Raw genomic sequence first — 24230 nt, forward strand, 5'->3', positions numbered from 1 at the left:
TCACATCCCTCATATCACTTTCTATTACATACCATTCCCTCTTATTAAAGAGCAATCCTGTTACTTTCGCTCGACAAATACTGTATCTATCACGCATATCGACATATTTCCCAAGAAATATGTCGAGGCGGCAAAAACTTTGCCGCCTACTTTAATTCCGTATATAAATATTCAACCGAATGAAATGCATATATTTTCTTCATCAGTGTCCCATTTTCAAAAACAAGTAAACACGGTACACTTTCTATCCCATACTCTTTCGCTAAATGCGGGGCATAATTTAAATCTAACATCCCAATTTTCAAATCTTCAATCGTCATCTCGACGACCGTTAACATCTTCTTTGCTAACTGGCATGTTCCACACATTGGTGTATACACATATAACACTGTTTTTTCTTCATTTCCTATTAAATCTGTAGCTTCGGCACCTGTCAAATCAATCACTTCTATCATTCCTTACCGTAAATATTCTGTATAAACGTCAATGTCAGCTCCCCATAATACATTTGCTAAATGTGAAGAAGGTGCAGTCGCCACCTCGCGATACGAGCGATCAATATAAATATGCTCTGCTTGCGGAAATTCTTTTCGGAATTGTTTCCTTAACTTTTCTCCTGCATCATCAGCATCCACTAGCACATATACGTCCTTATCAAAAAATTGATCAATGAGCTCATCCATTTTCGACAAACCAATTGTACCATTTGTACAAACAATTTCCACTGGTTCACGAATAATAGATTCAATCTTTCTTCTATCCGATTTACCTTCTACAATAATGACTTTTTCCACATAAATCATATGTCATCACCCGATCACCATATACTATACAACCTTTAACTTAGTATATAGTATATTCGTTATTTTCATGTTGTTTCCTGTTTATTTTTACAAAAGAAAAGCACAAGCGGCTCGCTCAGAACAGGAGGGCATTGGAACTCCTGAACTAGAGGCGCCTTTTGCCTCAAGTGAAGGAGTGAAATGACCGACTGTTCTAGCCGCTGGAGCTGGACAAAGAAAAGCGCAAGCGGCTCGCTCAGATTGTGAGGGGGATGGAGCTTCTGACATAGAGGCGCTTTTTGCCTCGTAGGAAGACGCGAAGCCACCGAACAATCTAGCCGCTGGAGCTGGATCATAACGAAAAGCGGAACCGACTGTTTAGCCCTGTTGGCTAAGGTTCTTTCGTACAGAAGAGGCCTTTTGTCTTCTCGTACGGAAGGTTCTTAGACATGAAGGGCTAGGAGGTGGCTAAATCGGCATAAATCCTCAATGAAAAACGTTCTCCTACATGATAATTAATATATATGTTTTTAAATTCGTTATGTACACAAAATAAAAAAGGACAGCACAAAGGCTGTCCTTTTTCTTCGACTATAATTAGTCTTGGTTTGTCATTTCTGCATATTTTTCTGCAGTTAATAACTTCTCAACTTGGCTTGCATCAGAAAGTTCAATTTTAACCATCCATGCACCCTCGTATGGAGATTCGTTAACTAGTTCTGGTTGGTCACTTAATTCTTCGTTTACTGCTACAACTTTACCACTTACAGGTGCGTATAATTCAGAAACTGTTTTAACAGATTCTACGCTTCCGAATGGCTCGTCAGCTTGGATTGTTGCACCTACTTCAGGAAGTTCAACGAATACGATATCGCCTAACTCACCTTGCGCAAAATGAGTAATACCGATAACAACCGCATTACCTTCTGTTTTTACCCATTCGTGTTCTTCAGAGTAACGTAAATTATTTGGAATGCTCATGACTGTACCTCCAGTGAATGTATTAATTATGTAAAAATACCTTATTGGTACTTTTTCCACACACTTTCAAACTGCTCTTCGTTAAAACCAAGTGTTACACTCGTTCCATCTGTTACAATTGGACGTTTAATTAACATGCCATCAGATGCTAAAAGCTCGTACATTTCGTCTTCGCTTGCATCCTTTAACTTATCTTTTAAACCAAGTTCGCGGTAACGCATTCCACTTGTATTAAAGAATTTTTTTAATGGTAATTCACTTTTCTCATGTAAATTACGTAAATCTTCTTTTGACGGTGGATTTTCAACAATATGAATCATCTCATATGCTACATCGTTTGCCTCAAACCATTTCTTTGCTTTTTGACATGTGCCACACTTTGGATATGAATAAAATGTTACTGTCATAAATTCACCTACTTTTTTACTAACCTTTACCTTTATCATATAGAAAACATTTTATTATTTCAAACGATTATTCGCTAAACTTTTACTTATTTCGTGATAATTTTTAATAATCCTGCTAATTTTTCTTATTTTTCCGCCATTTATTAAGAAAAATTAAATATATAATTTTTTTAAAACTTTTTTCTGATCCCACGCCGAACATATCTCTTAAACAAACGTTTGATTAATTTCCTATTTTTCTACCTCAGCCTTTGGAATACGTAGATTCTTTCATACCGAACATATACCTTAAACAAACGTTTGTTTAATTTCATATTTTTCTTCTTTTCCTTTGAGTTACATCGCTTCTTTCTTACCGAACATACACCTTAAACAAACGTTTGTTTAATTTCATATTTTTCTACCTCAGCCTTTGGAATACGTAGATTCTTTCATACCGAACATATATCTTCAACAAACGTTTGATTAATTCCTTATTCTTTCAAATTAATACTTCCATCCTTACCAAACGTATACCTTACATAAAAATAAGAAGCCTTCTATATAAAGGCTTCTCACGATCTATTCAAATAATCCGCAATTGTTTGAAATACTACGATATACATATTATGAATACTTCCTTCTGTATTTCCACCATTTGATAAACCAATTCCCCATTGTTGCCCTTCGCCACTTCCGATATTCGCAAAACCTTGCGTATACATAGCATTTACATCTTTTCGTGCGCTGTTATACTCCATATCTTTTGTAATAAAAATTGAATATGATTTATCTTGTAAACCTATAAAAAACACCGGTTTCTTTAACGATGAAAATAACTCTTTATACTGCTCTGTTGAGGCTTCTTGAAAGTACTCTTTCATTATTAAAAAACCATCTACTTCCTTAGATTTCTTTGTCAGTTCCTCTAACTTCACTTTTTCAAACTTTATATTTCTAAACGTATCTTTCGGCTTTTCACCAACAACTCCAATTACGAGCGCTCTCCCGTTATATTCTAATGTATCTCCTTCATTATCCTTTGCACATCCAGTACTCACTAGGCATAACAATATAAAAACTAAGAAATAAGATACACGCTTCATATAGCACCCTCCCCCTCTTTTAAGTCAAGTGACAAAAATGTAAGGTGAATTCAAGAAAATGTAAGTAAAATCGATAGCCCAATTGGATTTTCTATATTATAATCAATTGAATTTATTTACATTACTAAAACATAGGAGATTATCATGAAGAAATTTAAACTTTCATCCCTTCTTCCGTTAAGTTATATACTTCTACTCGTACTCGTAAGTCCCCTTTACGATGTATTAAATAAATCTACTGTTCACGCAGTAGATGTCACAACTGTAGTAGATGACTGGATTCCATTTGTGAAAGCGTTTATTATTCCTTACTTACTTTGGTTTCCATACTTATACGGTGCACTTATTTATTACTGTTTTGCTGATCGAAAGCAATATTATGTCACTTTAAGTAGTGTAATTCTTGGAAAACTTGCTTGTTTTTCGATTTATTTTTTTTGGCAGACAACTGTACCACGCCCAACCGTCGTTGGAACAGATGTATTTTCCGAACTAGTCCGCTATATTTATAGTATTGATCATCCAGTAAACTGTTTCCCAAGCATTCATGTCCTTACGACATTTGTAATTATGTTAGCTGCCTTTAAGCGTAGAGAACAGCATGCTTTGGAATATTACATCCTTACTTTCTTCGGTACACTTATCATTTTATCAACGCTATTTACGAAGCAGCATGCATTTGTAGACGCCATTTCTGGAATGACGCTTGCAAGCGTACTATACTTCGGTGTTCAACTATTATTAGCAAAAGAAACAGTAACAGTTCCAGTAAAACAAAATCACAAAATGTAAAAAAGCAGACTGTGGCTTCTTCAGTCTGCTTTTTTCTATATTAAGGAGATTTTCAAATTAAGATTGCGGTACAGTCATATCACCAGAATGAATACGACCTGCTTTTTTAAGAGCAATATAAAGTATATAAGAAACCGCTACTGGGATGATGATATAAGTGATTATCATCGCTGGGACAACCTCCCACCCTTGGCTGGAAATTAAATTAATTGGTGCGATAAGAGAGCTTAATCCAAGACCTGCAATTTCTTTTCCTGCTTCCAGTTGGAAAATTAATGCTGATACTGGGCCCACTATAGCACTGGCGACGACAGTTGGGACGAGAATCATTGGATTTTTAGTAATGTTCGGCAACTGTACTTTTGGAGTACAAAGTGCCTGAGCTAATATGCCACCTAAATTATTCTCTTTCGCTGAAATAACAGAGAATCCGATAAACTGAGCAACACATCCTGCAAGTGCTGCACCTCCCGCAACACCATCTAAGCTAAGTGCTATCGCTAAAGCAGCTGATGAGGCCGGTGAGATAAGTAATAGTCCCCAAACTACAGCAATCACGACAGAAGCAATAAATGGGCTACCAGCTGAACTATCTTTAATGAATGCTCCAACTGTATTTAAAACTGGGCTAATATTTTGAGCTAACCAAATACCGACTAAACCAGAACCTAATATTGCTGCAAATGGAACGAGCATCATATCTAAAGCAGTTTTTCCACTTAATCGTTTACCAATATAAACTGCTAAAGTCGCTGTTAATAATGCACCGATCGGTTCACCTGTTTTAATGATGAGACCAGCTTCAGTAATTGAAATTGAGCCAGCTCCAATTGCTCCAGCTACCATCGCTGAGAAAATTACGAGCCCGTTTGCACCGAGCATAAAAGCAATTCCGGCTCCAATTGCTGGTGCCATAAGTGATTTTGCAACAACTCCGATTGTAATAAGTAATGGGATATCAACAATTCTTCCTATATTTTCGATCAGTAAACCAATTCCGAGGGATACGAAAATACCCTGTGCGATTCCGGCAGAAGCTTTAAACACACGAGACATTATATATTCCTTCATTTGTTTCACCTTCTCCTATAAGTTAGTAACCAACTGTTTTCATATAATCGCGTAAAACATCGTTTGATTTTGCAAAGCGGCTTTCTTCATCTTCTAATAAGTTCAGTTCTACCACTTCTCTTATACCGTCTCTAGTAATAATTGCCGGTACTCCTGTACAAATATCGTATTCGCCATATTCACCATCTAAAATAGCTGAAACAGCGATAACACGGTGATCATCATTGAAAATTGAGCGCGCAATATAAGCTAAAGAATTTCCAATTCCGTAATAAGTAGTTCCTTTGCGCTTATAAATTTCCCATCCAGCTTTTGCAGTCTTCTCAACAATTTCATCTAAATCTATTTCACCTAAGCGTTCTTTTTGTTCCTCTAAAATTTGCAGAATTGGTTTTCCACCAACAGTTACATGAGACCAAGCAACCATTTGAGAATCACCATGTTCTCCTAATGAATACCCATGAATACTACGAGGGTCTACATGTAACATTTCAGATAAAATTGTTCTTAAGCGAGAAGAATCTAGTGATGTACCAGTACCAAGTACACGATGTCTTGGCAAACCAGATAATTTCCACACTTGATATGTAATAATGTCAACTGGGTTCGATGCGAGTAAGAAAATGCCATCAAATCCACTTTCCATTACGCCGCCAACAATGCTTTCCATAATCTTAGCGCTTGCTCCTAAAGTGTCTAAACGACTTTGCCCAGGCTTCGGCGCTGGTCCTGCTGTAATAATAACAATGTCCATATCTTTGCAGTCTTCATAACTTCCTGCATATACTTTTGTTCTTGTATTTGTAAAGTTAATGCAGTGCGATAAATCCATCGCTTCTCCAACTGCACGTTCATGATTTATATCAATTAACAATAGCTCTTCGCAAATCCCTTGGTTTACAATGGAATACGCACAGCTTGATCCAACTAATCCAGTACCGATAATTGCAATTTTTCTTGTGTTTCTATTCATAGCAATCTCTCCCAATTGATTATGTAGTCTATTTCTTTTGTTCTTTACACTCCTAATTATAGAGGTTCTCACGATAGAAACCATGGATACTTTGTGAAATGTTGAGCAAAGTTTTTGTCCTTTTTGTGAATTGTTATATTCAATTCTTGTCATATTTGTTACAACTGGAAAAATATTTATTATGTATTTATTGACATATACCAAATAAAAACGAGCGAATCCATTCGCTCGTTTCATTCATCGCGCTATTCCGCACTTAATTGACTTTTTAATTGTTGTACAATCATTGGATTAGCAGGCGCTGCCGGCTTATAATAACTTTTTTGCTTTGCGTATTCATACATATTACGTTGACGAGATTCATCTTGATTACGAATTTGAATTAACGTTTGATGTAACTGTTCATTATCAGACTGAGAAATATAATTTGCATAACTTGTTAAACTTGAATTTAACCCTGCTAAATAATCGTTTACCATATCTTTTTCATTCATTTCTCTCTTCCTCCTATCCTAAAAAAGTCATTAATTGCTGTTTCGTATTTCGTGCATCTTGCGCATCCTTTTGTAGCATTTGCTTTAGCTGTGGATCTGTACAAGCCTGTGCATACTGGTCCAATTTGTTAATAATCGTCGCATGTCCACCAATCAAATGACGTAAGTTTTCTACTTCAAGCTCTGTTAAATTTTGCATAGAATACTCCTACCTTTCTTCTTTCATTCACCATTTATTATTTGATTCTTTTCAAATCATATTCATTAAAAACTTTCTAAAATTTCCTCCATACTAAAACCAAACACATCTATTTATAAAAACAGAAAAATGTTATAATTACAGAAAAATACAATTTTTAAAAATATCCCCTTATGATAACTACATAATTAACACACAAATCATATTAAGAAGATGTACTTATGCAAAGTAAATTTAAAGTTATCTTCTTTATCGTTTATGCAATCTTATATGTAAAACTTTTAATCGATGTATTAACTTTAAAACCACTATTCACTTCTATACCTTTGCATATGTTATTTCTCATTTATCTTTTGTTCATTGCACTTAACAACTATAAAAATCGTAACACTACATTTTTCTTATTATTTATTAATGCAACTCAATTAGTAAGCGGTAGTTTTTTAAAAAAAACTACCTTTTATAAACTCTACATAACAAAGGAGCAATGACTATGAAAATCCACGATTTTCTTACAAAAAGCCAAGAAGCTTATGATTCTGAGTCAAGCCACGACCCTTTCGTATTTACGTTTTTTAATTTTTTCTTAGCAATATATATTTTTCTAAAGCCTGCTAAATAATATTATTTAGCAAGAAAGAGCCTCTAAATCAGTAGGGGCTCCTTCTCATTTTCAAGCTCTGTTAAATTTTGCATAGAATACTCCTACCTTTCTTTGTTCATTCGTCATTAGTATTTGGTTCTTTTGGGATTATATGCACTAAAAAACCTTAGAATCACTTCTAAGGTTTCCTCTTATTCAATCTCTCATTACATGTAATCCTTTAATAAACGTTTCCAATAAAACATGTAAACTTGTATCTAAATCTAGCGGCAAACCAAATCCACCTTGCTGTTCAATCGACGCAAATCCATGACAAATACTTCTGAATCCACGTGTCGCATGAAGTGCATTCTCTCCTTCTAAGCCGTACTGTTGTAAAACCTGAAGACAAAGCTTTACAATTCCGTCACCTGCTTTTCTTACTTCTTCATCTCGTGAAAAGGTTGCTTCATACAACCCAGGATGTTTTCGGACGAATGCTACGTACGCTTCTCCTAATGCATGAATTGCTTCATCCATACGTTTACCCTCGGCCGTTTCTTCCAGTCTGTTATGCAACTGTTTTATTCCGTAAATACCAAGATTTTTCCGTACATCTTGTAAACCTTTCACATGATTATATAGCGAGGGCGAACGTACCCCTAACCTTTGTGCTAATGAAGCTAACGTTACTTCTTGTATTCCATTTGTATCTGCAAGTTCTGCCGCTGTTTCTACGATTTTCTGTAATGTAAGTCCGATTCTCGGTGACATAAATTAACCCTCTTTCCTACTTTCTATATTCCGCTTAGCTTCCTTAATAGCAAGTTTTATGACAGTGCTTGGATCCTTTATCATTTTCCCATGTCCTGCCGCAAGCAAGGAAGGCTCATATTCGCTTAGCTTCTCTGCACTTTGTAATGATATTTCTTTGCTCCACGTTGCCATTGCAGGAAACGGAAACCAAAATTTCATTTGTCCCGAAACAGCCATACCTCCTCTTGTTTGGAAGGCATCCCCGACAATTAGAGCTTTATTTCGTACATCAAGAAACGACATGGAACCTGGCGTATGTCCCGGTGTCATAATCGCAAGAAGCGATCCAACTCGGTCGCCATCCTCCAATAAAACATCAGGTACTGTTTTTACCTTTTTAGGTACACCGCCTTTTATTGGTATATTCGGTTCATCCTTTTGTAACGTCGTATCTCCTTCTAAAAGCTTTGCGTCCCGCTTAGAAATATAGACTGGAACATTAGGAAGCACTTCCTTTAATGCGTCTAATGCACCAATATGATCATCATGCGCATGTGTTAATACAATCTTAGTAATTGGTTTCCCTATTTTCTCAGCCGCCTGTAAAATTCCTTTTGCGCTATATGGCAAAGCCGCATCAATTAAAGTTAAACCATCTTCTTCCTCGACAAAGTAACAATTCACAGGAAACACTCTTGGCAAAAATGACAATTGATATACCGTTTTTTCATGTATCACTCTCATATTTCCAGCTCCCTTTCCGAATAAAACTAATGCTATTAGTTTTATTATACTAATGGCATTAGTTTCATGTCACTAAAAATTTCATTTTTGCAAAAAAAAAGAACAGTAGTCGTATAAACGACTACTGTTCTTTAAAGATATTAAACTGTGTAACGCTCATCTTCTAAAATTTTCGCAGCAATTTCACGTTTCTTCGGAATTACGTTAAGTGGTGTGTGGCGAGTTAATTTACGTAATGATGATAACATCATGCGCAGCATGTCGCCATTTTCAACTGCGATAAGTGTTTCTTTCGCATCTGCTTCGATTTCGTTGAATGCTTCTTGGCAGAATACTTCAGTGTATAACACTTTTTGTTTATTCTTTTCAAGACCAGTTGTTTTAATTGCTTTTTCTGTACGAAGAAGAGCTGATTCCATTGCGTAAAGATTGCTTACGATGTCAGCGATATTCACAAGAATTTCTTGCTCTTTATCTAATGCTTTACCGTATTTTTGAGCCGCTAATCCAGCTACCATTAAGCCGATTTTCTTAGCGTTACTTACTAAATATTTTTGAAGTGCTAATGGCTCATCGCCTACTTCTTCTGGCATCATCATCATTAACTCTTCTTGTAATTTTTGCGCTTTTTGTAGTAATGGTAATTCACCTTTCATCGCTTTACGTAAGAACGTACCTGGTACGATTAGGCGGTTAATTTCGTTCGTTCCTTCGAAAATACGGTTAATACGAGAATCGCGGTACATTCTTTCAATCTCGTATTCTGCCATAAATCCGTAACCACCGTGAATTTGAACACCTTCATCTACTGTATAGTCTAATACTTCAGAACCGAATACTTTGTTTAAAGAGCACTCGATTGCATATTCAGCGATAGAAGCTGCTACTGCTTTACCATCTTTTACTTCTTCTTCAGATAATGTGCTCATGCGGCTTTCGAATAAACCTACTGTACGATATACAGAGCTTTCAGCTGCATATGTTTTTGCTGCCATATTCGCAAGTTTCTCTTGAATTAATGGGAAGCGAGCGATTGGTTGTTTGAACTGTTGACGTTGATTTGCATATTGTGCTGAAATTTCTACTGCACGTTTCGCAGATCCAACTGTACCAACTCCTAATTTATAACGGCCGATATTTAAAATGTTGAACGCGATAATATGGCCTTTACCAATTTCACCAAGTAGATTTTCTTTCGGTACTAATGCATCCTCTAAAATTAACGTACGAGTTGAAGAACATTTAATACCCATTTTCTTTTCTTCTGGGCTTGTAGATACACCAGCGTATTCTTTCTCTACGATAAATGCTGAGAAGTGCTCGCCATCTATTTTTGCGTATACGATAAATACGTCAGCGAATGCGGAGTTTGTAATCCATTGTTTTTCACCGTTTAATACGTAATGTGTACCTTCTGCATTTAAACGTGCAGTTGTTTTTGCACCTAATGCATCAGATCCTGAACCTGGCTCAGTTAATGCATATGCAGCTAATTTTTCACCAGTTGCAAGTAGTGGTAAATATTTTTTCTTTTGCTCTTCGTTACCGAATAACACGATTGGTAACGATCCGATTCCAACGTGAGCACCGTGAGTGATAGCAAAACCACCAGCGCGAGAGAATTTCTCTGCGATTAACGCTGAGCTTACTTTATCAAGACCAATTCCGCCGTACTCTTCTGGTACGTCAGCGCCTAGTAAACCAAGTTCACCAGCTTCTTTTAAAAGACGCACAGAACGATCAAACTCATGTTGCTCTAAATATTCAAGCTCTGGAAGAACTTCATTTACGATAAAGTCCTCTGTCGTTTTTGCAATCATTTTATGCTCAGATGAAAAATCTTCTGGCGTAAACACTTGATCAATTGTAATTTCCTCTACTAAAAAGCTACCGCCTTTAACCGCACTTCCTACTGTTTTTTCCATGAAAATTTCCTCCTTTATATTTTCATAAGCCGCTTTTCTCATTTTGAAAGAAGCTGGCTCTCATTTTTTTATAAACCTTTGTTGCTTCCATTCTTTGCTTTAGCGTCCTCTTGTTCTGGGTGAGCCGCTTCCACTTTTTTACAATCCAGTTCCGGTGCCTAAAACAGTCGGTCGTTTCACCCCTTCCTTTGAGGCAAAAAGCGCCTCTTCGTCAGGGCTTCCAACGCCCTCCTGTTCTGAGCAAGCCACCTGCACTTTTTATATAATCCAGTTCCAGCGGCTAAAATGTTCGGTGGCTTCACTTCTTCCTACGAGGCAAAATGCGCCTCTTCGTCTGAAGCTCCATCCCCCTCACATTCTGAGCGAGCCGCTTCCACTTTTTTTATAGTAATTCAAATACTCCCGCTGCTCCCATTCCGCCGCCGATACACATTGTTACGATACCGAATTGTTGGTTGCGGCGTTTCATTTCGTGAATAAGGGATAGTGTTAGTTTTGCTCCTGTACAGCCAAGTGGATGTCCAAGTGCGATTGCACCGCCGTTTACATTTACTTTTTCTTCATCTAATCCTAGTTCACGAATAACTTGAATCGATTGAGAAGCGAACGCCTCATTTAGCTCGAATAAGCCGATATCAGATAGTTCTAATCCCGCTAGTTTTAACGCTTTCGGAATTGCAGCAATTGGACCGATACCCATTATTTCTGGTGGTACACCAGCTACTGCAAATGAACGGAATTTCGCAAGTGGCTTCATGCCATCGCTCACTGCTTTTTCACGATCCATTAATAGTACAGATGCTGCTCCATCACTCATTTGTGAAGAGTTACCAGCCGTTACAGAACCGCGAACGTTAAATGCTGGACGTAATTTACCTAAAATGTCTAGCGTCGTCTCCGCTCTTACACCTTCATCTTGTGCGAAAATACGTGTTTCCTCTTGCAGTTTGTTGTTTGCTCCAACAGTGCGTAACATTACATCTACAGCTACTGTTTCATCCGCAAAGTTCCCTTCAGCTAACGCTTTTGCTGCGCGCTGGTGACTTCTTACCGCAAAAGCATCTTGCTCTTCACGAGAAATTCCATATTTCACAGCAACTTGCTCTGCTGTATGTCCCATACCCATATAATATTCTGGAGCTGCTTCTACAAGGCGACTATTCGGACGAACAACGTGCCCCATCATTGGAACTAAACTCATTGATTCCGCTCCGCCTGATAATACAGCTTCAGAGTGACCTAGCATAATGCGCTCTGCTCCGTAAGCGATACTTTGTAAACCTGAAGAACAGTAACGGTTAATTGTAATAGCTGGAACATCGTAAGAAAGTCCTGCTAGCCCGCCGATATTACGAGCCATATTTAAACCTTGTTCTGCTTCTGGCATCGCACAACCGAAAATTAAATCATCAATTGGTCCTTCATAATTCGCACGCTTTAACGTTTCTTTTACTACTAATGCCCCTAAATCATCCGGACGAACTGTTTTTAATGAACCCCTCTTTGCTTTTCCAATTGGTGTTCTTGCTCCCGCAACAATGACAGCTTCTCTCATGAACGATATCTCCCCTCGTTATTAGTTACGTAATGGCTTCCCTTTTACAAGCATGTGCTGCATTCTTGCTTGTGATTTCATCTCACTTACTAAGCTAATAAATGCTTCACGTTCTACATCTAATAAATATTGCTCATCAACTTCTGTTCCGTACGGTACTTTTCCGCCCGCAATGACATATGCAAGTTTCTTCGCAATGTGAAGATCATATTCAGAAATGTAACCAGATAAATGCATTGCTTCTACACCAAGTACAAGCGTTGCATAGCCTGTTTCACCAACAACTGGTATCTTTTTACGGATCGGCGCTTTATAGCCAGCTTCATATAACGAAAGTGCTTTTTGTTTCGCATCATATAGTAAGTGATCACCATTCACACTAATACCGTCTTTATCGCCTAAGAAGTTGTTAGAGACCGCTTCTTGTGCTGATGTTGAAACTTTCGCCATCGCTACGGATTCAAATACTTTGTTCGCAACTTTTTGCAGATCAAACTCTACACCGTTTGCCATTTTGTTTAAGTGTTTAATGTATAACTCTTTGTTACCGCCTCCGCCAGGGATTAAGCCAACACCTACTTCTACTAAGCCCATATATGTTTCGCTAGAAGCTTGAATGCTCGCTGCTGGTAAACAAACTTCTGTACCGCCGCCAAGCGTCATACCATATGGCGCTGCTACAACTGGCTTAGAAGAGTACTTAATTTTCGTCATTGCATCTTGGAAGTTTTTCACAACCCACTCAATTTCAAAGTAGTTGTCGTCTTGTGCTTCCATTAAGATCATTGCAAGGTTCGCACCAACGCAGAAGTTCTTCGATTGGTTTCCGATAACAAGACCTTTATAATTCTTTTCTACTTCATCAACAGCGTAGTTAATCATTTGTGTAATATCCATACCGATTGCATTGCTCTTCGAATGGAATTCTAAGCAAAGGATGCCGTCGCCTAAATCAATTAAGCTCGCTCCGCTATTTTTCTTTAACACACCGTTTTTTGCTTTTAACTGCTTAAGAGAAATTGCCTTTTTGTTACGTTCGATTCGCTTATATTCGCCATTATCATAATAGTAGCTATCGCCATTATCATGTTTATAGAAAGTAGCAAAACCTTTCTCTACCATTTCTTTCACCCAAGTAGGAACAACTGCGCCGTTTTCTTCCATCTTTTGAACGGACTTTTCAACGCCGATTGCATCCCAAATTTCGAATGGTCCTTGCTCCCAGCCGAAGCCCCATTTCATCGCTTGGTCAATTGCAACGATATCGTCAGCAATTTCTTTATGAAGTTTTGCAGAATATAAAAGAGTTGGTGTGATAATGTTCCATAGTAACTCTCCTGCACGATCTTTCGCGTATACAAGCGCTTTCAATTTATTCGCTAATCCTTTTTCTTGCTTACTTAACTCGATAGATGCAGCTTTTAATTTTTTGCGCGCTTCGTATTCCATCGTTTCTGGATTTAATTCTAAAATTTCTTTTCCTTGCTTTAAGAAGAAGCCTTGACCAGTTTTACTTCCAAGCCATTTTTTATCAAGCATGTCATGCATGAAAGCTGGTACTTTAAATACATCACGCTCTTCTTCTTGTACATTTTCATATACGTTATTTGCAACATGTACAAATGTATCTAAACCAACAACATCTAATGTGCGGAACGTTGCGCTCTTCGGACGACCAATTAATGGACCTGTTACAGAGTCAACTTCTCCAATACTATAGCCACGCTTAATCATTTCTTGAAGCGTTACAAGCAAGCCATACGTACCGATGCGGTTTCCAATAAAGTTTGGTGTGTCTTTTGCGATAACAACGCCTTTTCCAAGAACGTCTTCGCCAAATAGTTTCATGAAGCTTAATACTTGTGGATCAGTTTCTTTCGTCGGTATTACCTCTAGAAGTTTTAAATATCGTGGTGGGTTAAAAAAGTGTGTTCCTAAGAAGTGTTTCTGGAAGTCGTCTGAACGACCTTCTGCCATTTTTTCAACGGAAATGCCTGATGTATTTGAACTCACAATTGAGCCTGGTTTACGAACAGTATCTATTTTTTCAAATAGTTTCTTCTTTATATCTAAATTTTCAACTACTACTTCAATAATCCAATCTACATCAGCAAGACGCTCAAGATCATCTTCTAAGTTACCTGCTTCGATCAGTGCTAGATTACCTTTCACTGTCAGAGGAGCTGGTTTTTGCTTTAATAGTTTTTGCACAGCCGTATTACTAAAACGATTTCTCACACTTTTATGTTCTAATGTAAGTCCCTTCGCTTCTTCTTCTTTCGTAAGCGCCGGTGGTACAATATCAAGCAATAATGTCGGAATACCAATATTAGCTAAGTGTGCCGCAATCCCTGAACCCATTACGCCTGAACCTAGAACAGCAGCCTTTTTAATTTGGAACATCCATTTCTCCCCCTATTCTTGAATGAATGCTCATTCAATTTTTCGACATAAGTCGCAATCAATGAGTGAGCCTCTACTAATAAATATATGATACAGTTTGAATTTTCGCAATATATTTATTGATAAAATTTTCTGAAATAAATATTTTTCTTTCATTTGGCTATGCTATACATGTGTATTTTCTTCACTAAAATGCACTTTTCCTTTTTATAATCTGACGAAACTGGAGGAATATATATGGCAAAACTTAAGAAAAACCCTTCAAAAGCTGGAATTAGTGCAGCAAGCGTAACTGGAAATGCAGGTCCGCATAATCACGGTGTTGAAAAAGGGCGTCAAGGTAATAACCAACAATATAAGAAGCATAATATGGGCGAAAAATAACGCTATATTTTTGGGCAGAGAACGTGGCATAATGATTAATGGCTGCTTTTTCTGCCCAATTTATTTGTACATATGGAAAACAAAAGAGGGAACGACGATGAAACGAACAATAATTATGATTGTAATGATCGCCACACTATTTACAGGAATGATTTTCTTCTCTTATGCGCATAGGCAACAAGTTGTAAGAGCAGATCAACCTAACATTACTGGGCAATACGGGATTACAATTGATGCAGACACAGGGGAAATTTTGTATGGAAAACGTGAAGATGAACGCTCTTATCCGGCTAGTATAGCCAAGATGATGACAACTCTTCTCTTACTAGAGAATGTGAAAGAAGATGAAGAAATTACGGTTACAGAGAATGCGATTAAAACAGAAAGTCAAAGTGCAAAGATTAAGCTTCGTGCGGGTGAAAAGTTAAAACGTGATGAAGCATTAAAGCTTATGCTTATCATTAGTGCAGACCCAATCGCTGAGTCAATCGCTGAACATATTGCGGGATCAAAAGAAAAGTTTGTGAAAATGATGAATGCTAGAGCGAAGGAACTTGGTACAAAGCATGCGACTTTCAAAAACGCAAGTGGTGCTGATGCACTTGGAAATAAAGTATCACCTTATGACATTGCTATTATTACGAAAGAAGCATTAAAGTATCCAATTGTTTTACAATATATGAATTCAGTAAATACAACTCTACATACTTCCGAACGCTCTCCAAAAATCGCAAACTATGGACGAGAAGAACTATATGACGATCCATATGCGATTGGAAGTAAAAGCGGTTTATCGGCACTCGGAAAATACACAGTCGTAACAGTTGATGAAAAAGACGGTAAACGCGTCATTAACGTCGTGTTATCTTCTACTCGTACGCAGCTATACCCTGATACGAAGAAAATGGCGAACTACGCATTTCAGCAATTAAAATAACCAAGGAGTATTTTCTCCTTGGTTATTTTTTGATCATACCTTTTAATACGAACGCAACGTTTGCTGGACGTTCTGCTAGACGACGCATGAAATAGCCATACCAGTCGTTTCCATAAGGTACGTACACACGCATTTTGTAGCCTTCTTTTACTAGCTCAAGTTGACGCTCTGTACGAATACCAAATAACATTTGGAATTCAAATTGATCCCTTGGAATGTTATGTTCTTCGGCAAGTTTTTTTGTATATTCAATAATCGCTTCGTCATGTGAAGCAATTGCAGTGTAATTTCCATTTAATAAGTGCATTTTAATAATTTTTTTATAATTATCATCTACATCTTTCTTTTCCGGGAACGCTACTTCTTCAGGTTCTTTATAGGCCCCTTTTACAAGACGTAAATTAGGATTGTAAGCGTTTAAATCTTCAATATCTTTTTCTGTACGATACAAGTAAGCTTGAATAACAGTACCAATATTATCGTATTCAGATTTTAATTGTTTAAAGATATCAATTGTTTTTCCGCAGCGCGTATAGTCTTCCATATCAATTGTAATAAACACACCATTTTCTTTTGCAGCTTCTAAAATACGGCGCATATTATTCATTACGATTTCGTCAGAGATATCTAATCCCATAGAAGTCATCTTTAAAGAAAGCTGTGAATTAAGACCTTCTCTTCCAATTGCACGAATCGCTTCAATCGATTCGCTAGCCATTTCATTTGCTTCCGCTTCGTTATCAACGAATTCACCTAAATAATCGATTGTTACACAAAGACCTTGCTTATTTAATGCTTTAATTGCAGCTGTCGCTAATTCAATCGTCTCCCCTGCGACGAAGCGACCTGCACCAAAGCGTAAACCGTACTTTTTAGCCAGTTTTGTTAGCGCTTTATTTTTAGATAAGAAAAGAAACGAATTTCGCATTAATTGTTCCATGTAATTCACCCCTACGACTATAATTTATCTGTTTTTTACCCCTCTTCGAAATTATATCACTGTTTAAAATTATTTGATACAAATAATTATTTAGATAATTTATAAAATACTATCAAAACATTTAAAACCCTATATTCTCGTTTGTAAATATGAAGAAAATATTTTTCGACATTCAAAAAAACGAGTTTACTAGGGGAAAAATGAGCATGCCGAAAATATTCGACATGCTCACAAAACCATTTATACTTCATCTAAATTATATGAGGATATTAATAACAAAAACTTGAGGTAACATTATCTCAAGCCTTCTTACTTCTCATTTCGCTTCTCATCATTCAGCTTTTTAATATTCGTAATTAACTGTACCATCTCTTCTTTTGCATCTGGATACGTCTCATTCCAATGTTTCACTAAAGCTGGCATCGTCTTAGCTATATAAGAATAAAGTGCCCATTTCTGTACCTGCTCTTTTCGCTCTTCGTTGCTCTCTCCAAGTAATAGTTCCGTGTATTTTTCTAGTAATCCGTCAAATTGCTCGTTAAACTTTTCACTCATCTTATTTCCTCCTATATGAAAAAAGCAGCGAAGATCGCTGCTTTTTCTTATAATTTTGATCGAACAGAGTTTAATTTCTTCTCCATCGTGCTTACTTTATCACGGCGATCATCAATACGAATTGTTGTTGCAACACGTTGTGCACCTTTCGTATATGGAACCTCATGCATTTGTTGAATGACTTCTAAAATGACAGGAAGATCTCCCTCAATAATTGTATTCATCGGTGTTAATTGATACTTCACGCGATCAGCATTTTTCTCTAGCACCTTTTGTACTTCTGCTACATATTCACTAACACTTGGATTACCTGTTCCTACTGGAATAATCGATACGTCAACAATTGCCATAGTAACTTACCTCCTATAATCGCTTCTTATATATCCATTGTCTATTTTACCTAAATCCTCATCACTTTACTAATCTGTTTTCTTCTACTTTAAATTGCTCAACCAATCTCTCTAAGTCCTGCATATTCTCTGTCAAACTTTCCATCGTATGAGCTACTTTTTCTAAATGATTCACTTGTGACTCAGTTGCTGCATTTACCTCTTCAGAAACAGCCGCACTCTCTTGACTCGTGCTAGCAATTGTTTGCATAACTTCTGTAATTTCTTCTTGCTCGTGACCTATATTCTGCACTTCTGCTACAATCTTCTCTACTGAAGCACTAATTGTACTTACGACTGACATGATTGTGCGGAATTCATCTTCTGCCTCTGTCGTAACTTTATTTTGTATATCCGCAATATCTTTCAGTTTACTTACAACCTCTACAACTCGTTTTACTTCTAACTGCACATCGCTAATCATTATTGCAATCTCACCGGTTGCCTCTTTTGATTGTTCAGCTAATTTTCGAACCTCTTCAGCAACAACAGCAAAGCCCTTACCTTGCTCACCTGCACGTGCTGCTTCAATCGAAGCGTTTAAAGCAAGTAAATTTGTTTGATCCGAAAGACCTTTTATAAGTTCTACCACATTTTGAATCGATCCAACTCTTTGCTCTAACTTACCGGATGCTTCTTCCGTATGAACAACGATAGAAGATGATTGTCCTCTCGTACGAACTAAATTCCGCATCGTATTGAGCCCCTGTTTAGATGCTTCCTCTGCTTTGCCGGTCACTCCCTTTATTTCACCAACGGAACTATTCATCTGTTCCATCGACTGTGCCATATTTTCAAGTTGTGCTGAAACTTCATCTACACTATTAGCAAGCGTAGAAGCTCCTCCGCTCACATCATCCATGGCACCTGAAACTTCTCTACTAGCTGCTACAGTTTCACTCGTTAAATAATGCAGATTATGAGTCGATTGTTGCACTGTCGATACACTATTTTTAATTTTACTTACCATTTCATTCATTTGCTCAACCATATGATTAAAGTGGGTCGTAAGCGTACCAACCTCATCTTTACTTGTCACTTTCATTTGCAACGTTAAATCACCTTCCGCTACTTTTTGAACGTGATTCGTTAATAATTGTAACGGTCTTGCTAATCTTCTTGAGAATAAATATGAAGCTAATATTCCAATTAATAAACTTATACATGCCATTATAATAACTGTATTTCTTGTTTCTACGAGTAAGTTATCAATTGACTCTTTCGGATATACAATCCCAATTTTCCATTTCATCTTATCAAACACTTGACTATAGGCTACTACATCTTTCCCATCCAATGTCGTCACCGCAAATTTCGTTTCATCTTTATTTAAACTTTTTACAAGTGGTTCTTTCGAAACATCTTTCCCTACTTTATCTGGATATACAATGGCAATACCTTTATCATTTACAATAAACATTTCTCCGCCATTATTATATTGAATATTATGGAGTAGCTTTTGAATCGTTCCTAGTGATACATCCATTGCAACAACCCCTAATACAGATCCATCTTGCCCGACAATGGCTTTTGAAACTCCAATACTTAACTTACCTGTCGCGATTTCATATTGTGGTTGTCCCCAAATAATCGATTTTGTATCTGCTTCGGATGTTTTATACCACGGACGACTTGTTGGATCATATCCTTCAGGTACTTTTCCTCCATCAGCAAGATTTGCACTCAACGTTTTTTTATCTTTCGTCCCTATGTAGACATCTAAAATATCAGGATGATTCTTTTTAAACCTTGAAAATTCCTTTAAAATAAAACTCTCCTCTTCTGGGGTAACCCCATCTTGTAGCATGTTTTGAATATCATCATGAGTTCCATAATGACCCATATCTTCTTCAATTCGCTGCATAAATGCAGTTAACTGCTCTGTCACAAGATCCATCGTATTTTCAGAATACTGGTCTAAGGAGTGCGTTTCTTTCTCTTTTTGCAATTGATACACAGCTGTACCTAATATTACAAACATCATAGAAATAAGCACCGAAAATACTACCGCAATTTTTAAACGTAAACTTCTCAACATCTTCCCCAAAGCATCCCCTTCTCGATGAAATTCAATTGTATTAATCACTATATTAAGTATAATAGATAAATCTAAAACCTCAATCTATATAGTTTAAAAAATTGAAATTTATTCTCATTTCAATCAACTTAGTTAGTATCGTAACACTTGTGTAAACACAAATAGTTCATTATCCTTAAACTATAATCTCATTCGTTCGGAGGGAACTATGCTACAAAAATTCGGTTTCTCACAATATGAAAGCCAAGCTTATGAAGTTGTCGTATCAAGCAATGACCCATTAGATGCAACAACGATTGTTAAACATTCAGGTGTTCCAAAAGCAAAAATATACGAAGTGTTAGCACGACTCATTGATAAAGGTATGGTAATGGATTCTGTTTCTGAAAAGAAAAAATTGTATACAGCATTACCACTCAAGCTAGCAATTGAAAAGTTAACGACAGAATTCCAATCTAATATTCAAGAACTTGAAAATAATATTTCTAAAAAGTCATTTACAGATGACCGCGTTTGGAGTTTAAAAATGCAGTCTTCTATTAAAGTACAAAGTAGGCAACTTATAGAAGATGCGAAAGAATCCATACGCATCTCCGCATGGAATGATACCCTTTTAGAATATCTTCCTTTACTAGAACAAAAAGCAAAACAAGGCGTCCAAGTCGAGTCCCTCATAGTTGGAAAAGTGGAAACAGACTTAGAAAACATGCATTTTTTAATCCCAGCTCAAGAACCTAACGCATTAGAGCGTTATTTACTACTCATCGTTGACGATCGTGAAATTTTATTTGCTGGTGTAGAGCAAGAATCATGGCAAGCGATGAAAACAATGTCACAACCTTTCGTGAAGTTCTTTACGGAATTCTTCTATCATGACGTTGCACTTGCAAAGATTACCCAGAAACACCATGATCTCTTTATGGAAGATGAGGAAATTAAGAGTTTGTTGATGAAGTTGAGGTATTAAGTAATTAAAACGCAAAAAGGAGTCTAGCTCTTCACCTAGACTCCTTTTCATTTTGTTCCTTTATCTCCATCAACAGCCCAATGATTTTCTCATTTTTCTCTACTTGTTTCTCTGAATTTTGATAGATGAAACGAACCCATCTAAAGAGAAAAATTACAAGAAAGAATGGTATGATCGTAAATAAAAAACCAATGATTGAAAAATTCGAATACATATACTATCACCTCGCTATATATACCTTCTTCATTTTTCTACTAACCCCTGCAATTTTTCACACATAAAAAAGAACCTATCAAACGATAGATTCTTCCTTCACAAGCTGATTAAAACGTCCTCTCGTAATTGAGAAAATCGCACAAAGCAGTGCCAATATAATAAAACCGCCGCCTACCCAAGCGTTATATATAACAGATGATTTTTCAATAACAACTCCGCCCACTGTTGAACCAAGTGCAATTCCTAAGTGAAGTGCAGAATTATTTAACCCTTGCTGAATACCAGCTGATTCCGGTGCAATTTCAATTAAATAATTTTGTTGCGCTGGTGAAATCGCCCAGCTCAGCATACTCCATAAGCCCATCATAATGATAAAGAGCGGGAATGAGAATGTCATTAGTGGCAATAGGAAGATAGCACATGCAAATACGATAATAATCGAGATAATACTTTTCTTCGATCCCCATTTATCAGCAAGCCAGCCTCCAAGCCCGCCGCCAATTACTGCTGCGATTCCGAAAATAAAGTAAAACACACTAATCCAGTTTGCTTCAACATGCATCACATCTTTTAAAAACGGTGTTAAATATGCATATAGCGTTAAATGACCCGTTAAAAATAAAAATGATGTTAACTGTGCACTTACAATTTTTTTATCCTTTAAAGTAGCAATTTGTTCTCTTATTGATAATACCGATGTCGGTGGTACTTTTGTTAAGAACAATGAGATACAAGCGATCGCCATAACAGTTAATATCGAAATTAATACAAATGGCGCACGCCATCCGTATGCATTTCCGAGTACAAGACCGAGCGGTACTCCAAGTACGAGCGATCCGCTAATCCCCATAAAAATGATCCCAATTGCACGCGCACGAAAATGCGGTTCTACTACACTAGAAGCAAGTGTTACAGATAGTGCAATAATAAGCGATCCACTCGCCGCACAAATTACCCTTGAAAACATTAACATCTCATAATTCACACTAAATGCCGAAACAATATTTCCAACTAAGAAAATTGATAATGCCATAACATACAATTTTTTTCTTTCAAACTTCCCTGTTAATGCTAATAAAACTGGCCCTGATAGAGCGAATACTACTGAAAATATTGTAATAAGCTGACCAGCTGCACTAATGGATACTCCTAAATCATTGGCAACTAAATCAAGCGTTCCTCCTATAATTAGCTCAACCGTTCCGACTACGAAAGCCGCAATAGCTAAAATATATACACGAAAATTCAAGTCTTCCCCCACACTTTCTCTTTTGGTTACTACCATTATAGTAACCAAAAGAGAAAGTGGACGCAAGTATAATTTTTTTACAGCAAAAAAGGCAGGCTTATTATACGCCTGCCCTTCAATCATTAAACTCCAGTTTCTTTCTTCTTATTTAAGTACCAATACACCGGAAGTCCAGTAAATACAATTCCAATTGATAAGAAGCAACTTACCGGATCATTAATAATCGCACTTCCAAGTACAAATAATGATCCTAAAATCGCAATGATTGGTACAATCGGGAATAACGGTACACTATATGCACGCTCTTTATCCTTGTTACGTTTTCTTAAAATGAAGACACCGATAAATGTCATTACATAGAAAATATAAATGATGAATACGGAAATCTCAGATAGCTTATTCGGATCACTAATAAGCATTAAAATAATTCCTAAAATGATTTCAACAGTAATCGCATTTGCTGGTGTTTTAAATCTCGAATTTTCTTTTGCAATAAACTTAGAAAACGGAAGGTGTCCACGCTCTGCCATCGACATCGGAATACGTGGGAATGTTAAAATCTTTCCATTTAAACAACCGAAAATAGAAACGATAATACCGATACTAATAATTTTCCCGCCATATTCTCCAAGTAACATGCCCGCAGCTGTAGCTGTTGCATTTTCTCCAAGGTCTACAATTTTCGCTGCTGGTAATACATTTAATAACGCTAAGTTAATTAATACGTAAGCAGCTGTTACAATTACAATCCCAACTGTCATTGCCTTCGGTAATAACTTTGTTGGATTCTTCATTTCTCCGCCAATAGAAGCGAGTAAAATCCAACCGTCATAGGCAAATAAAGTTGCTAAAATTGCCATCCCGATACTTTGATTTTCTGATATTGGCACAACTACGTTGAAAATATCACTGTTTCCTTTCCAAAAACCTAACACAACAATCAATATAATCGGAATCATCTTTCCAACTGTCGTAACCGTTTGAACGATACCTCCGTATTTTGTTCCCATACTATTTACAACGCCTAAGAACACAACTGTTCCAATTGCGATTGGTAAATTCCATACTTTATCTAAATAGAAAAAATTAATCATTAAAGAACTAAAGTACAAACCTAACGTTCCAATAATAGCTGGCCCATAAACAATCGTTTGCATCCAGCCAGATAAATACCCCCAAAAACTTCCATAAATCTCTTCTAAATACGTATACAACCCACCATTCTTCGGAATTTGCGCCCCAATTTCGGCTACTGTTAAACCACTTGCTAACGTCAACAGACCACCAATTACCCAAGCAAGGATTGCCATATTAGAACTCCCTGAGTAATCTAATACGCTCCCTGGTTTCATAAACACACCAGACCCAATAATAGTTCCTACTACGATAGAAAGTGCTACTGTTAAACCAATTTTGTTTTTCTCATCATGATGCATGCTGCGTATCCTCCTTCCAATACTAGTGTGATGCAAAAATAAAATAAAAAAACACTCCTCCCTAAAAAAGGGACGAGTGTTGTATTCGTGGTTCCACCCTTGTTTCAATTCGTAAAGTTACACACTTCACCAATTTCTCAAGTCCAAATAACGGTTTTTGCCGGCAAGCAATTACTAGGTATCCGTTCACTGCTGCAGTTCAGAGGTGGTAATCGATTTTCTCGTATTAGGAAGCTCACAGCCAAAGGCTTCCCTCTCTGAGAATCGTAAAAAATTGATCATGTCCTCATCATCACTTCTTGATGTCGAATTTTGTAGTTATTGTTCATTATATTGAATTGTTAGAAAAAATCAATATATATTTTATAT

26 protein-coding genes and 1 other annotated feature are annotated in these 24230 nt (G+C 36.9%); of the genes, 5 read left to right on the plus strand and 21 right to left on the minus strand.

The genetic code is table 11. From position 1 onward, the window contains the following. Positions 1-146: 146 nt before the first annotated feature. From ACFWDE_RS14875 to ACFWDE_RS14895, 5 genes are all read right to left on the minus strand, one after another. A complete protein-coding gene (locus tag ACFWDE_RS14875; RefSeq protein WP_377893081.1) occupies positions 147-455 on the minus strand; it encodes a thioredoxin family protein in 309 nt (102 codons plus the stop codon). Positions 456-458: 3 nt separating this feature from the next. Beyond that, the gene (locus ACFWDE_RS14880) at positions 459-803 is read right to left on the minus strand and encodes a toprim domain-containing protein (protein ID WP_000640865.1); all 345 of its coding nucleotides are present in this window, start codon (positions 801-803) and stop codon (positions 459-461) included. A gap of 576 nt (positions 804-1379) precedes the next feature. Further along, positions 1380-1763 (minus strand): glycine cleavage system protein GcvH, encoded by a 384-nt coding sequence (gene gcvH / locus ACFWDE_RS14885; RefSeq protein WP_377893084.1) that lies wholly within the window; start codon positions 1761-1763, stop codon positions 1380-1382. Positions 1764-1804: 41 nt separating this feature from the next. Then, positions 1805-2170, minus strand: coding sequence for an arsenate reductase family protein (locus ACFWDE_RS14890; protein ID WP_002129756.1), 366 nt, complete (start codon positions 2168-2170; stop codon positions 1805-1807). A 554-nt stretch (positions 2171-2724) separates the two neighbouring features. After that, a complete protein-coding gene (locus ACFWDE_RS14895) occupies positions 2725-3255 on the minus strand; it encodes a hypothetical protein (protein ID WP_377893087.1) in 531 nt (176 codons plus the stop codon). 144 nt (positions 3256-3399) lie between these two features. On the opposite strand from ACFWDE_RS14895, the gene ACFWDE_RS14900 reads away from it, so the two are divergent. Next, positions 3400-4047, plus strand: coding sequence for a phosphatase PAP2 family protein (locus ACFWDE_RS14900; protein WP_002145042.1), 648 nt, complete (start codon positions 3400-3402; stop codon positions 4045-4047). A 57-nt stretch (positions 4048-4104) separates the two neighbouring features. Here the strand turns inward: ACFWDE_RS14900 and ACFWDE_RS14905 are convergent, their stop codons facing one another. The 4 genes from ACFWDE_RS14905 to ACFWDE_RS14920 all read right to left on the minus strand — a co-directional run bounded on the left by ACFWDE_RS14905 (position 4105) and on the right by ACFWDE_RS14920 (position 6784). After that, the gene (locus ACFWDE_RS14905; protein WP_088079624.1) at positions 4105-5118 is read right to left on the minus strand and encodes a PTS sugar transporter subunit IIC; all 1014 of its coding nucleotides are present in this window, start codon (positions 5116-5118) and stop codon (positions 4105-4107) included. 22 nt (positions 5119-5140) lie between these two features. Next, the gene (locus ACFWDE_RS14910; protein WP_483861751.1) at positions 5141-6091 is read right to left on the minus strand and encodes an L-lactate dehydrogenase; all 951 of its coding nucleotides are present in this window, start codon (positions 6089-6091) and stop codon (positions 5141-5143) included. 245 nt (positions 6092-6336) lie between these two features. After that, positions 6337-6585 carry a spore coat protein gene (locus ACFWDE_RS14915; RefSeq protein ID WP_002034620.1) on the minus strand — a complete coding sequence of 83 codons (249 nt, stop codon included), beginning with the start codon at positions 6583-6585 and terminating at the stop codon, positions 6337-6339. Positions 6586-6598: 13 nt separating this feature from the next. Then, positions 6599-6784, minus strand: a complete 186-nt coding sequence (locus tag ACFWDE_RS14920) for a hypothetical protein (RefSeq protein WP_001180550.1) — start codon at positions 6782-6784, stop codon at positions 6599-6601. A 221-nt stretch (positions 6785-7005) separates the two neighbouring features. Here ACFWDE_RS14920 and ACFWDE_RS14925 point away from each other — a divergent pair, with 221 nt between their 5' ends. Next, a complete protein-coding gene (locus tag ACFWDE_RS14925) occupies positions 7006-7275 on the plus strand; it encodes a hypothetical protein (protein ID WP_377893094.1) in 270 nt (89 codons plus the stop codon). A 308-nt stretch (positions 7276-7583) separates the two neighbouring features. Here the strand turns inward: ACFWDE_RS14925 and ACFWDE_RS14930 are convergent, their stop codons facing one another. The 5 genes from ACFWDE_RS14930 to ACFWDE_RS14950 all read right to left on the minus strand — a co-directional run bounded on the left by ACFWDE_RS14930 (position 7584) and on the right by ACFWDE_RS14950 (position 14750). Further along, positions 7584-8141, minus strand: a complete 558-nt coding sequence (locus ACFWDE_RS14930; RefSeq protein WP_377893097.1) for a TetR/AcrR family transcriptional regulator — start codon at positions 8139-8141, stop codon at positions 7584-7586. A 3-nt stretch (positions 8142-8144) separates the two neighbouring features. Then, positions 8145-8867 carry an MBL fold metallo-hydrolase gene (locus ACFWDE_RS14935; RefSeq protein ID WP_264539416.1) on the minus strand — a complete coding sequence of 241 codons (723 nt, stop codon included), beginning with the start codon at positions 8865-8867 and terminating at the stop codon, positions 8145-8147. A 140-nt stretch (positions 8868-9007) separates the two neighbouring features. Beyond that, complete coding sequence (locus tag ACFWDE_RS14940; RefSeq protein WP_377893101.1) at positions 9008-10792, minus strand: acyl-CoA dehydrogenase family protein; 1785 nt, start codon at positions 10790-10792, stop codon at positions 9008-9010. Between the two features lie 382 nt (positions 10793-11174). Next, positions 11175-12347 (minus strand): acetyl-CoA C-acetyltransferase, encoded by a 1173-nt coding sequence (locus tag ACFWDE_RS14945; protein WP_002112692.1) that lies wholly within the window; start codon positions 12345-12347, stop codon positions 11175-11177. A gap of 21 nt (positions 12348-12368) precedes the next feature. Continuing rightward, positions 12369-14750, minus strand: coding sequence for a 3-hydroxyacyl-CoA dehydrogenase/enoyl-CoA hydratase family protein (locus ACFWDE_RS14950; protein WP_377893104.1), 2382 nt, complete (start codon positions 14748-14750; stop codon positions 12369-12371). A 237-nt stretch (positions 14751-14987) separates the two neighbouring features. On the opposite strand from ACFWDE_RS14950, the gene ACFWDE_RS14955 reads away from it, so the two are divergent. Both ACFWDE_RS14955 and ACFWDE_RS14960 read left to right on the plus strand, forming a co-directional pair. After that, entirely contained in the window at positions 14988-15134 is a 147-nt protein-coding gene (locus tag ACFWDE_RS14955; protein WP_001096344.1) for a YuzL family protein, read from the plus strand. A 97-nt stretch (positions 15135-15231) separates the two neighbouring features. Further along, positions 15232-16071 (plus strand): D-alanyl-D-alanine carboxypeptidase family protein, encoded by an 840-nt coding sequence (locus ACFWDE_RS14960; protein ID WP_289402265.1) that lies wholly within the window; start codon positions 15232-15234, stop codon positions 16069-16071. A gap of 22 nt (positions 16072-16093) precedes the next feature. On the opposite strand, the gene ACFWDE_RS14965 is transcribed toward ACFWDE_RS14960, so the two are convergent. The 4 genes from ACFWDE_RS14965 to ACFWDE_RS14980 all read right to left on the minus strand — a co-directional run bounded on the left by ACFWDE_RS14965 (position 16094) and on the right by ACFWDE_RS14980 (position 19993). After that, complete coding sequence (locus ACFWDE_RS14965) at positions 16094-17011, minus strand: proline dehydrogenase family protein (RefSeq protein WP_002015957.1); 918 nt, start codon at positions 17009-17011, stop codon at positions 16094-16096. Between the two features lie 309 nt (positions 17012-17320). Further along, a complete protein-coding gene (locus ACFWDE_RS14970; protein WP_002145027.1) occupies positions 17321-17566 on the minus strand; it encodes a YusU family protein in 246 nt (81 codons plus the stop codon). A gap of 47 nt (positions 17567-17613) precedes the next feature. Then, positions 17614-17916: an MTH1187 family thiamine-binding protein gene (locus ACFWDE_RS14975; protein ID WP_001018860.1), complete on the minus strand. Its 303-nt coding sequence runs from the start codon at positions 17914-17916 to the stop codon at positions 17614-17616. Between the two features lie 61 nt (positions 17917-17977). Further along, positions 17978-19993, minus strand: coding sequence for a methyl-accepting chemotaxis protein (locus ACFWDE_RS14980; RefSeq protein WP_377893122.1), 2016 nt, complete (start codon positions 19991-19993; stop codon positions 17978-17980). 208 nt (positions 19994-20201) lie between these two features. On the opposite strand from ACFWDE_RS14980, the gene ACFWDE_RS14985 reads away from it, so the two are divergent. After that, entirely contained in the window at positions 20202-20960 is a 759-nt protein-coding gene (locus ACFWDE_RS14985; RefSeq protein ID WP_377893111.1) for a TrmB family transcriptional regulator, read from the plus strand. Between the two features lie 31 nt (positions 20961-20991). On the opposite strand, the gene ACFWDE_RS14990 is transcribed toward ACFWDE_RS14985, so the two are convergent. From ACFWDE_RS14990 to ACFWDE_RS15000, 3 genes are all read right to left on the minus strand, one after another. Next, positions 20992-21174 (minus strand): hypothetical protein, encoded by a 183-nt coding sequence (locus tag ACFWDE_RS14990; RefSeq protein ID WP_377893114.1) that lies wholly within the window; start codon positions 21172-21174, stop codon positions 20992-20994. Positions 21175-21252: 78 nt separating this feature from the next. Then, complete coding sequence (locus tag ACFWDE_RS14995) at positions 21253-22548, minus strand: MFS transporter (protein ID WP_377893116.1); 1296 nt, start codon at positions 22546-22548, stop codon at positions 21253-21255. After that, positions 22548-23861: an APC family permease gene (locus ACFWDE_RS15000; protein WP_264539419.1), complete on the minus strand. Its 1314-nt coding sequence runs from the start codon at positions 23859-23861 to the stop codon at positions 22548-22550. The genes ACFWDE_RS14995 and ACFWDE_RS15000 overlap by 1 nt, the downstream gene beginning before the upstream one ends. Before the next feature lie 65 nt (positions 23862-23926). Then, positions 23927-24163 (minus strand) — a binding site (T-box leader). Positions 24164-24230: the final 67 nt, after the last annotated feature.

It is taken from the genome of Bacillus sp. NPDC060175 (genome assembly GCF_042728695.1).
Taxonomy (GTDB): Bacteria; Bacillota; Bacilli; order Bacillales; family Bacillaceae_G; genus Bacillus_A.

What these genes read in the sequence shown, in the direction of transcription:
- ACFWDE_RS15000 (WP_264539419.1), bottom strand. Translation starts at nt 23,861, where the DNA reads ATGCATCATGATGAGAAAAACAAAATTGGTTTAACAGTAGCACTTTCT.
- ACFWDE_RS14880 (WP_000640865.1), bottom strand. Translation starts at nt 803, where the DNA reads ATGATTTATGTGGAAAAAGTCATTATTGTAGAAGGTAAATCGGATAGA.
- ACFWDE_RS14895 (WP_377893087.1), bottom strand. Translation starts at nt 3,255, where the DNA reads ATGAAGCGTGTATCTTATTTCTTAGTTTTTATATTGTTATGCCTAGTG.
- ACFWDE_RS14935 (WP_264539416.1), bottom strand. Translation starts at nt 8,867, where the DNA reads ATGAGAGTGATACATGAAAAAACGGTATATCAATTGTCATTTTTGCCA.
- ACFWDE_RS14990 (WP_377893114.1), bottom strand. Translation starts at nt 21,174, where the DNA reads ATGTATTCGAATTTTTCAATCATTGGTTTTTTATTTACGATCATACCA.
- ACFWDE_RS14920 (WP_001180550.1), bottom strand. Translation starts at nt 6,784, where the DNA reads ATGCAAAATTTAACAGAGCTTGAAGTAGAAAACTTACGTCATTTGATT.
- ACFWDE_RS14975 (WP_001018860.1), bottom strand. Translation starts at nt 17,916, where the DNA reads ATGGCAATTGTTGACGTATCGATTATTCCAGTAGGAACAGGTAATCCA.
- ACFWDE_RS14980 (WP_377893122.1), bottom strand. Translation starts at nt 19,993, where the DNA reads ATGTTGAGAAGTTTACGTTTAAAAATTGCGGTAGTATTTTCGGTGCTT.
- ACFWDE_RS14925 (WP_377893094.1), top strand. Translation starts at nt 7,006, where the DNA reads ATGCAAAGTAAATTTAAAGTTATCTTCTTTATCGTTTATGCAATCTTA.
- ACFWDE_RS14970 (WP_002145027.1), bottom strand. Translation starts at nt 17,566, where the DNA reads ATGAGTGAAAAGTTTAACGAGCAATTTGACGGATTACTAGAAAAATAC.
- ACFWDE_RS14915 (WP_002034620.1), bottom strand. Translation starts at nt 6,585, where the DNA reads ATGAATGAAAAAGATATGGTAAACGATTATTTAGCAGGGTTAAATTCA.
- ACFWDE_RS14900 (WP_002145042.1), top strand. Translation starts at nt 3,400, where the DNA reads ATGAAGAAATTTAAACTTTCATCCCTTCTTCCGTTAAGTTATATACTT.
- ACFWDE_RS14930 (WP_377893097.1), bottom strand. Translation starts at nt 8,141, where the DNA reads ATGTCACCGAGAATCGGACTTACATTACAGAAAATCGTAGAAACAGCG.
- ACFWDE_RS14945 (WP_002112692.1), bottom strand. Translation starts at nt 12,347, where the DNA reads ATGAGAGAAGCTGTCATTGTTGCGGGAGCAAGAACACCAATTGGAAAA.
- ACFWDE_RS14960 (WP_289402265.1), top strand. Translation starts at nt 15,232, where the DNA reads ATGAAACGAACAATAATTATGATTGTAATGATCGCCACACTATTTACA.
- ACFWDE_RS14955 (WP_001096344.1), top strand. Translation starts at nt 14,988, where the DNA reads ATGGCAAAACTTAAGAAAAACCCTTCAAAAGCTGGAATTAGTGCAGCA.
- ACFWDE_RS14950 (WP_377893104.1), bottom strand. Translation starts at nt 14,750, where the DNA reads ATGTTCCAAATTAAAAAGGCTGCTGTTCTAGGTTCAGGCGTAATGGGT.
- ACFWDE_RS14910 (WP_483861751.1), bottom strand. Translation starts at nt 6,091, where the DNA reads ATGAATAGAAACACAAGAAAAATTGCAATTATCGGTACTGGATTAGTT.
- ACFWDE_RS14965 (WP_002015957.1), bottom strand. Translation starts at nt 17,011, where the DNA reads ATGGAACAATTAATGCGAAATTCGTTTCTTTTCTTATCTAAAAATAAA.
- ACFWDE_RS14940 (WP_377893101.1), bottom strand. Translation starts at nt 10,792, where the DNA reads ATGGAAAAAACAGTAGGAAGTGCGGTTAAAGGCGGTAGCTTTTTAGTA.
- gcvH (WP_377893084.1), bottom strand. Translation starts at nt 1,763, where the DNA reads ATGAGCATTCCAAATAATTTACGTTACTCTGAAGAACACGAATGGGTA.
- ACFWDE_RS14985 (WP_377893111.1), top strand. Translation starts at nt 20,202, where the DNA reads ATGCTACAAAAATTCGGTTTCTCACAATATGAAAGCCAAGCTTATGAA.
- ACFWDE_RS14890 (WP_002129756.1), bottom strand. Translation starts at nt 2,170, where the DNA reads ATGACAGTAACATTTTATTCATATCCAAAGTGTGGCACATGTCAAAAA.
- ACFWDE_RS14995 (WP_377893116.1), bottom strand. Translation starts at nt 22,548, where the DNA reads ATGATTGAAGGGCAGGCGTATAATAAGCCTGCCTTTTTTGCTGTAAAA.
- ACFWDE_RS14875 (WP_377893081.1), bottom strand. Translation starts at nt 455, where the DNA reads ATGATAGAAGTGATTGATTTGACAGGTGCCGAAGCTACAGATTTAATA.
- ACFWDE_RS14905 (WP_088079624.1), bottom strand. Translation starts at nt 5,118, where the DNA reads ATGAAGGAATATATAATGTCTCGTGTGTTTAAAGCTTCTGCCGGAATC.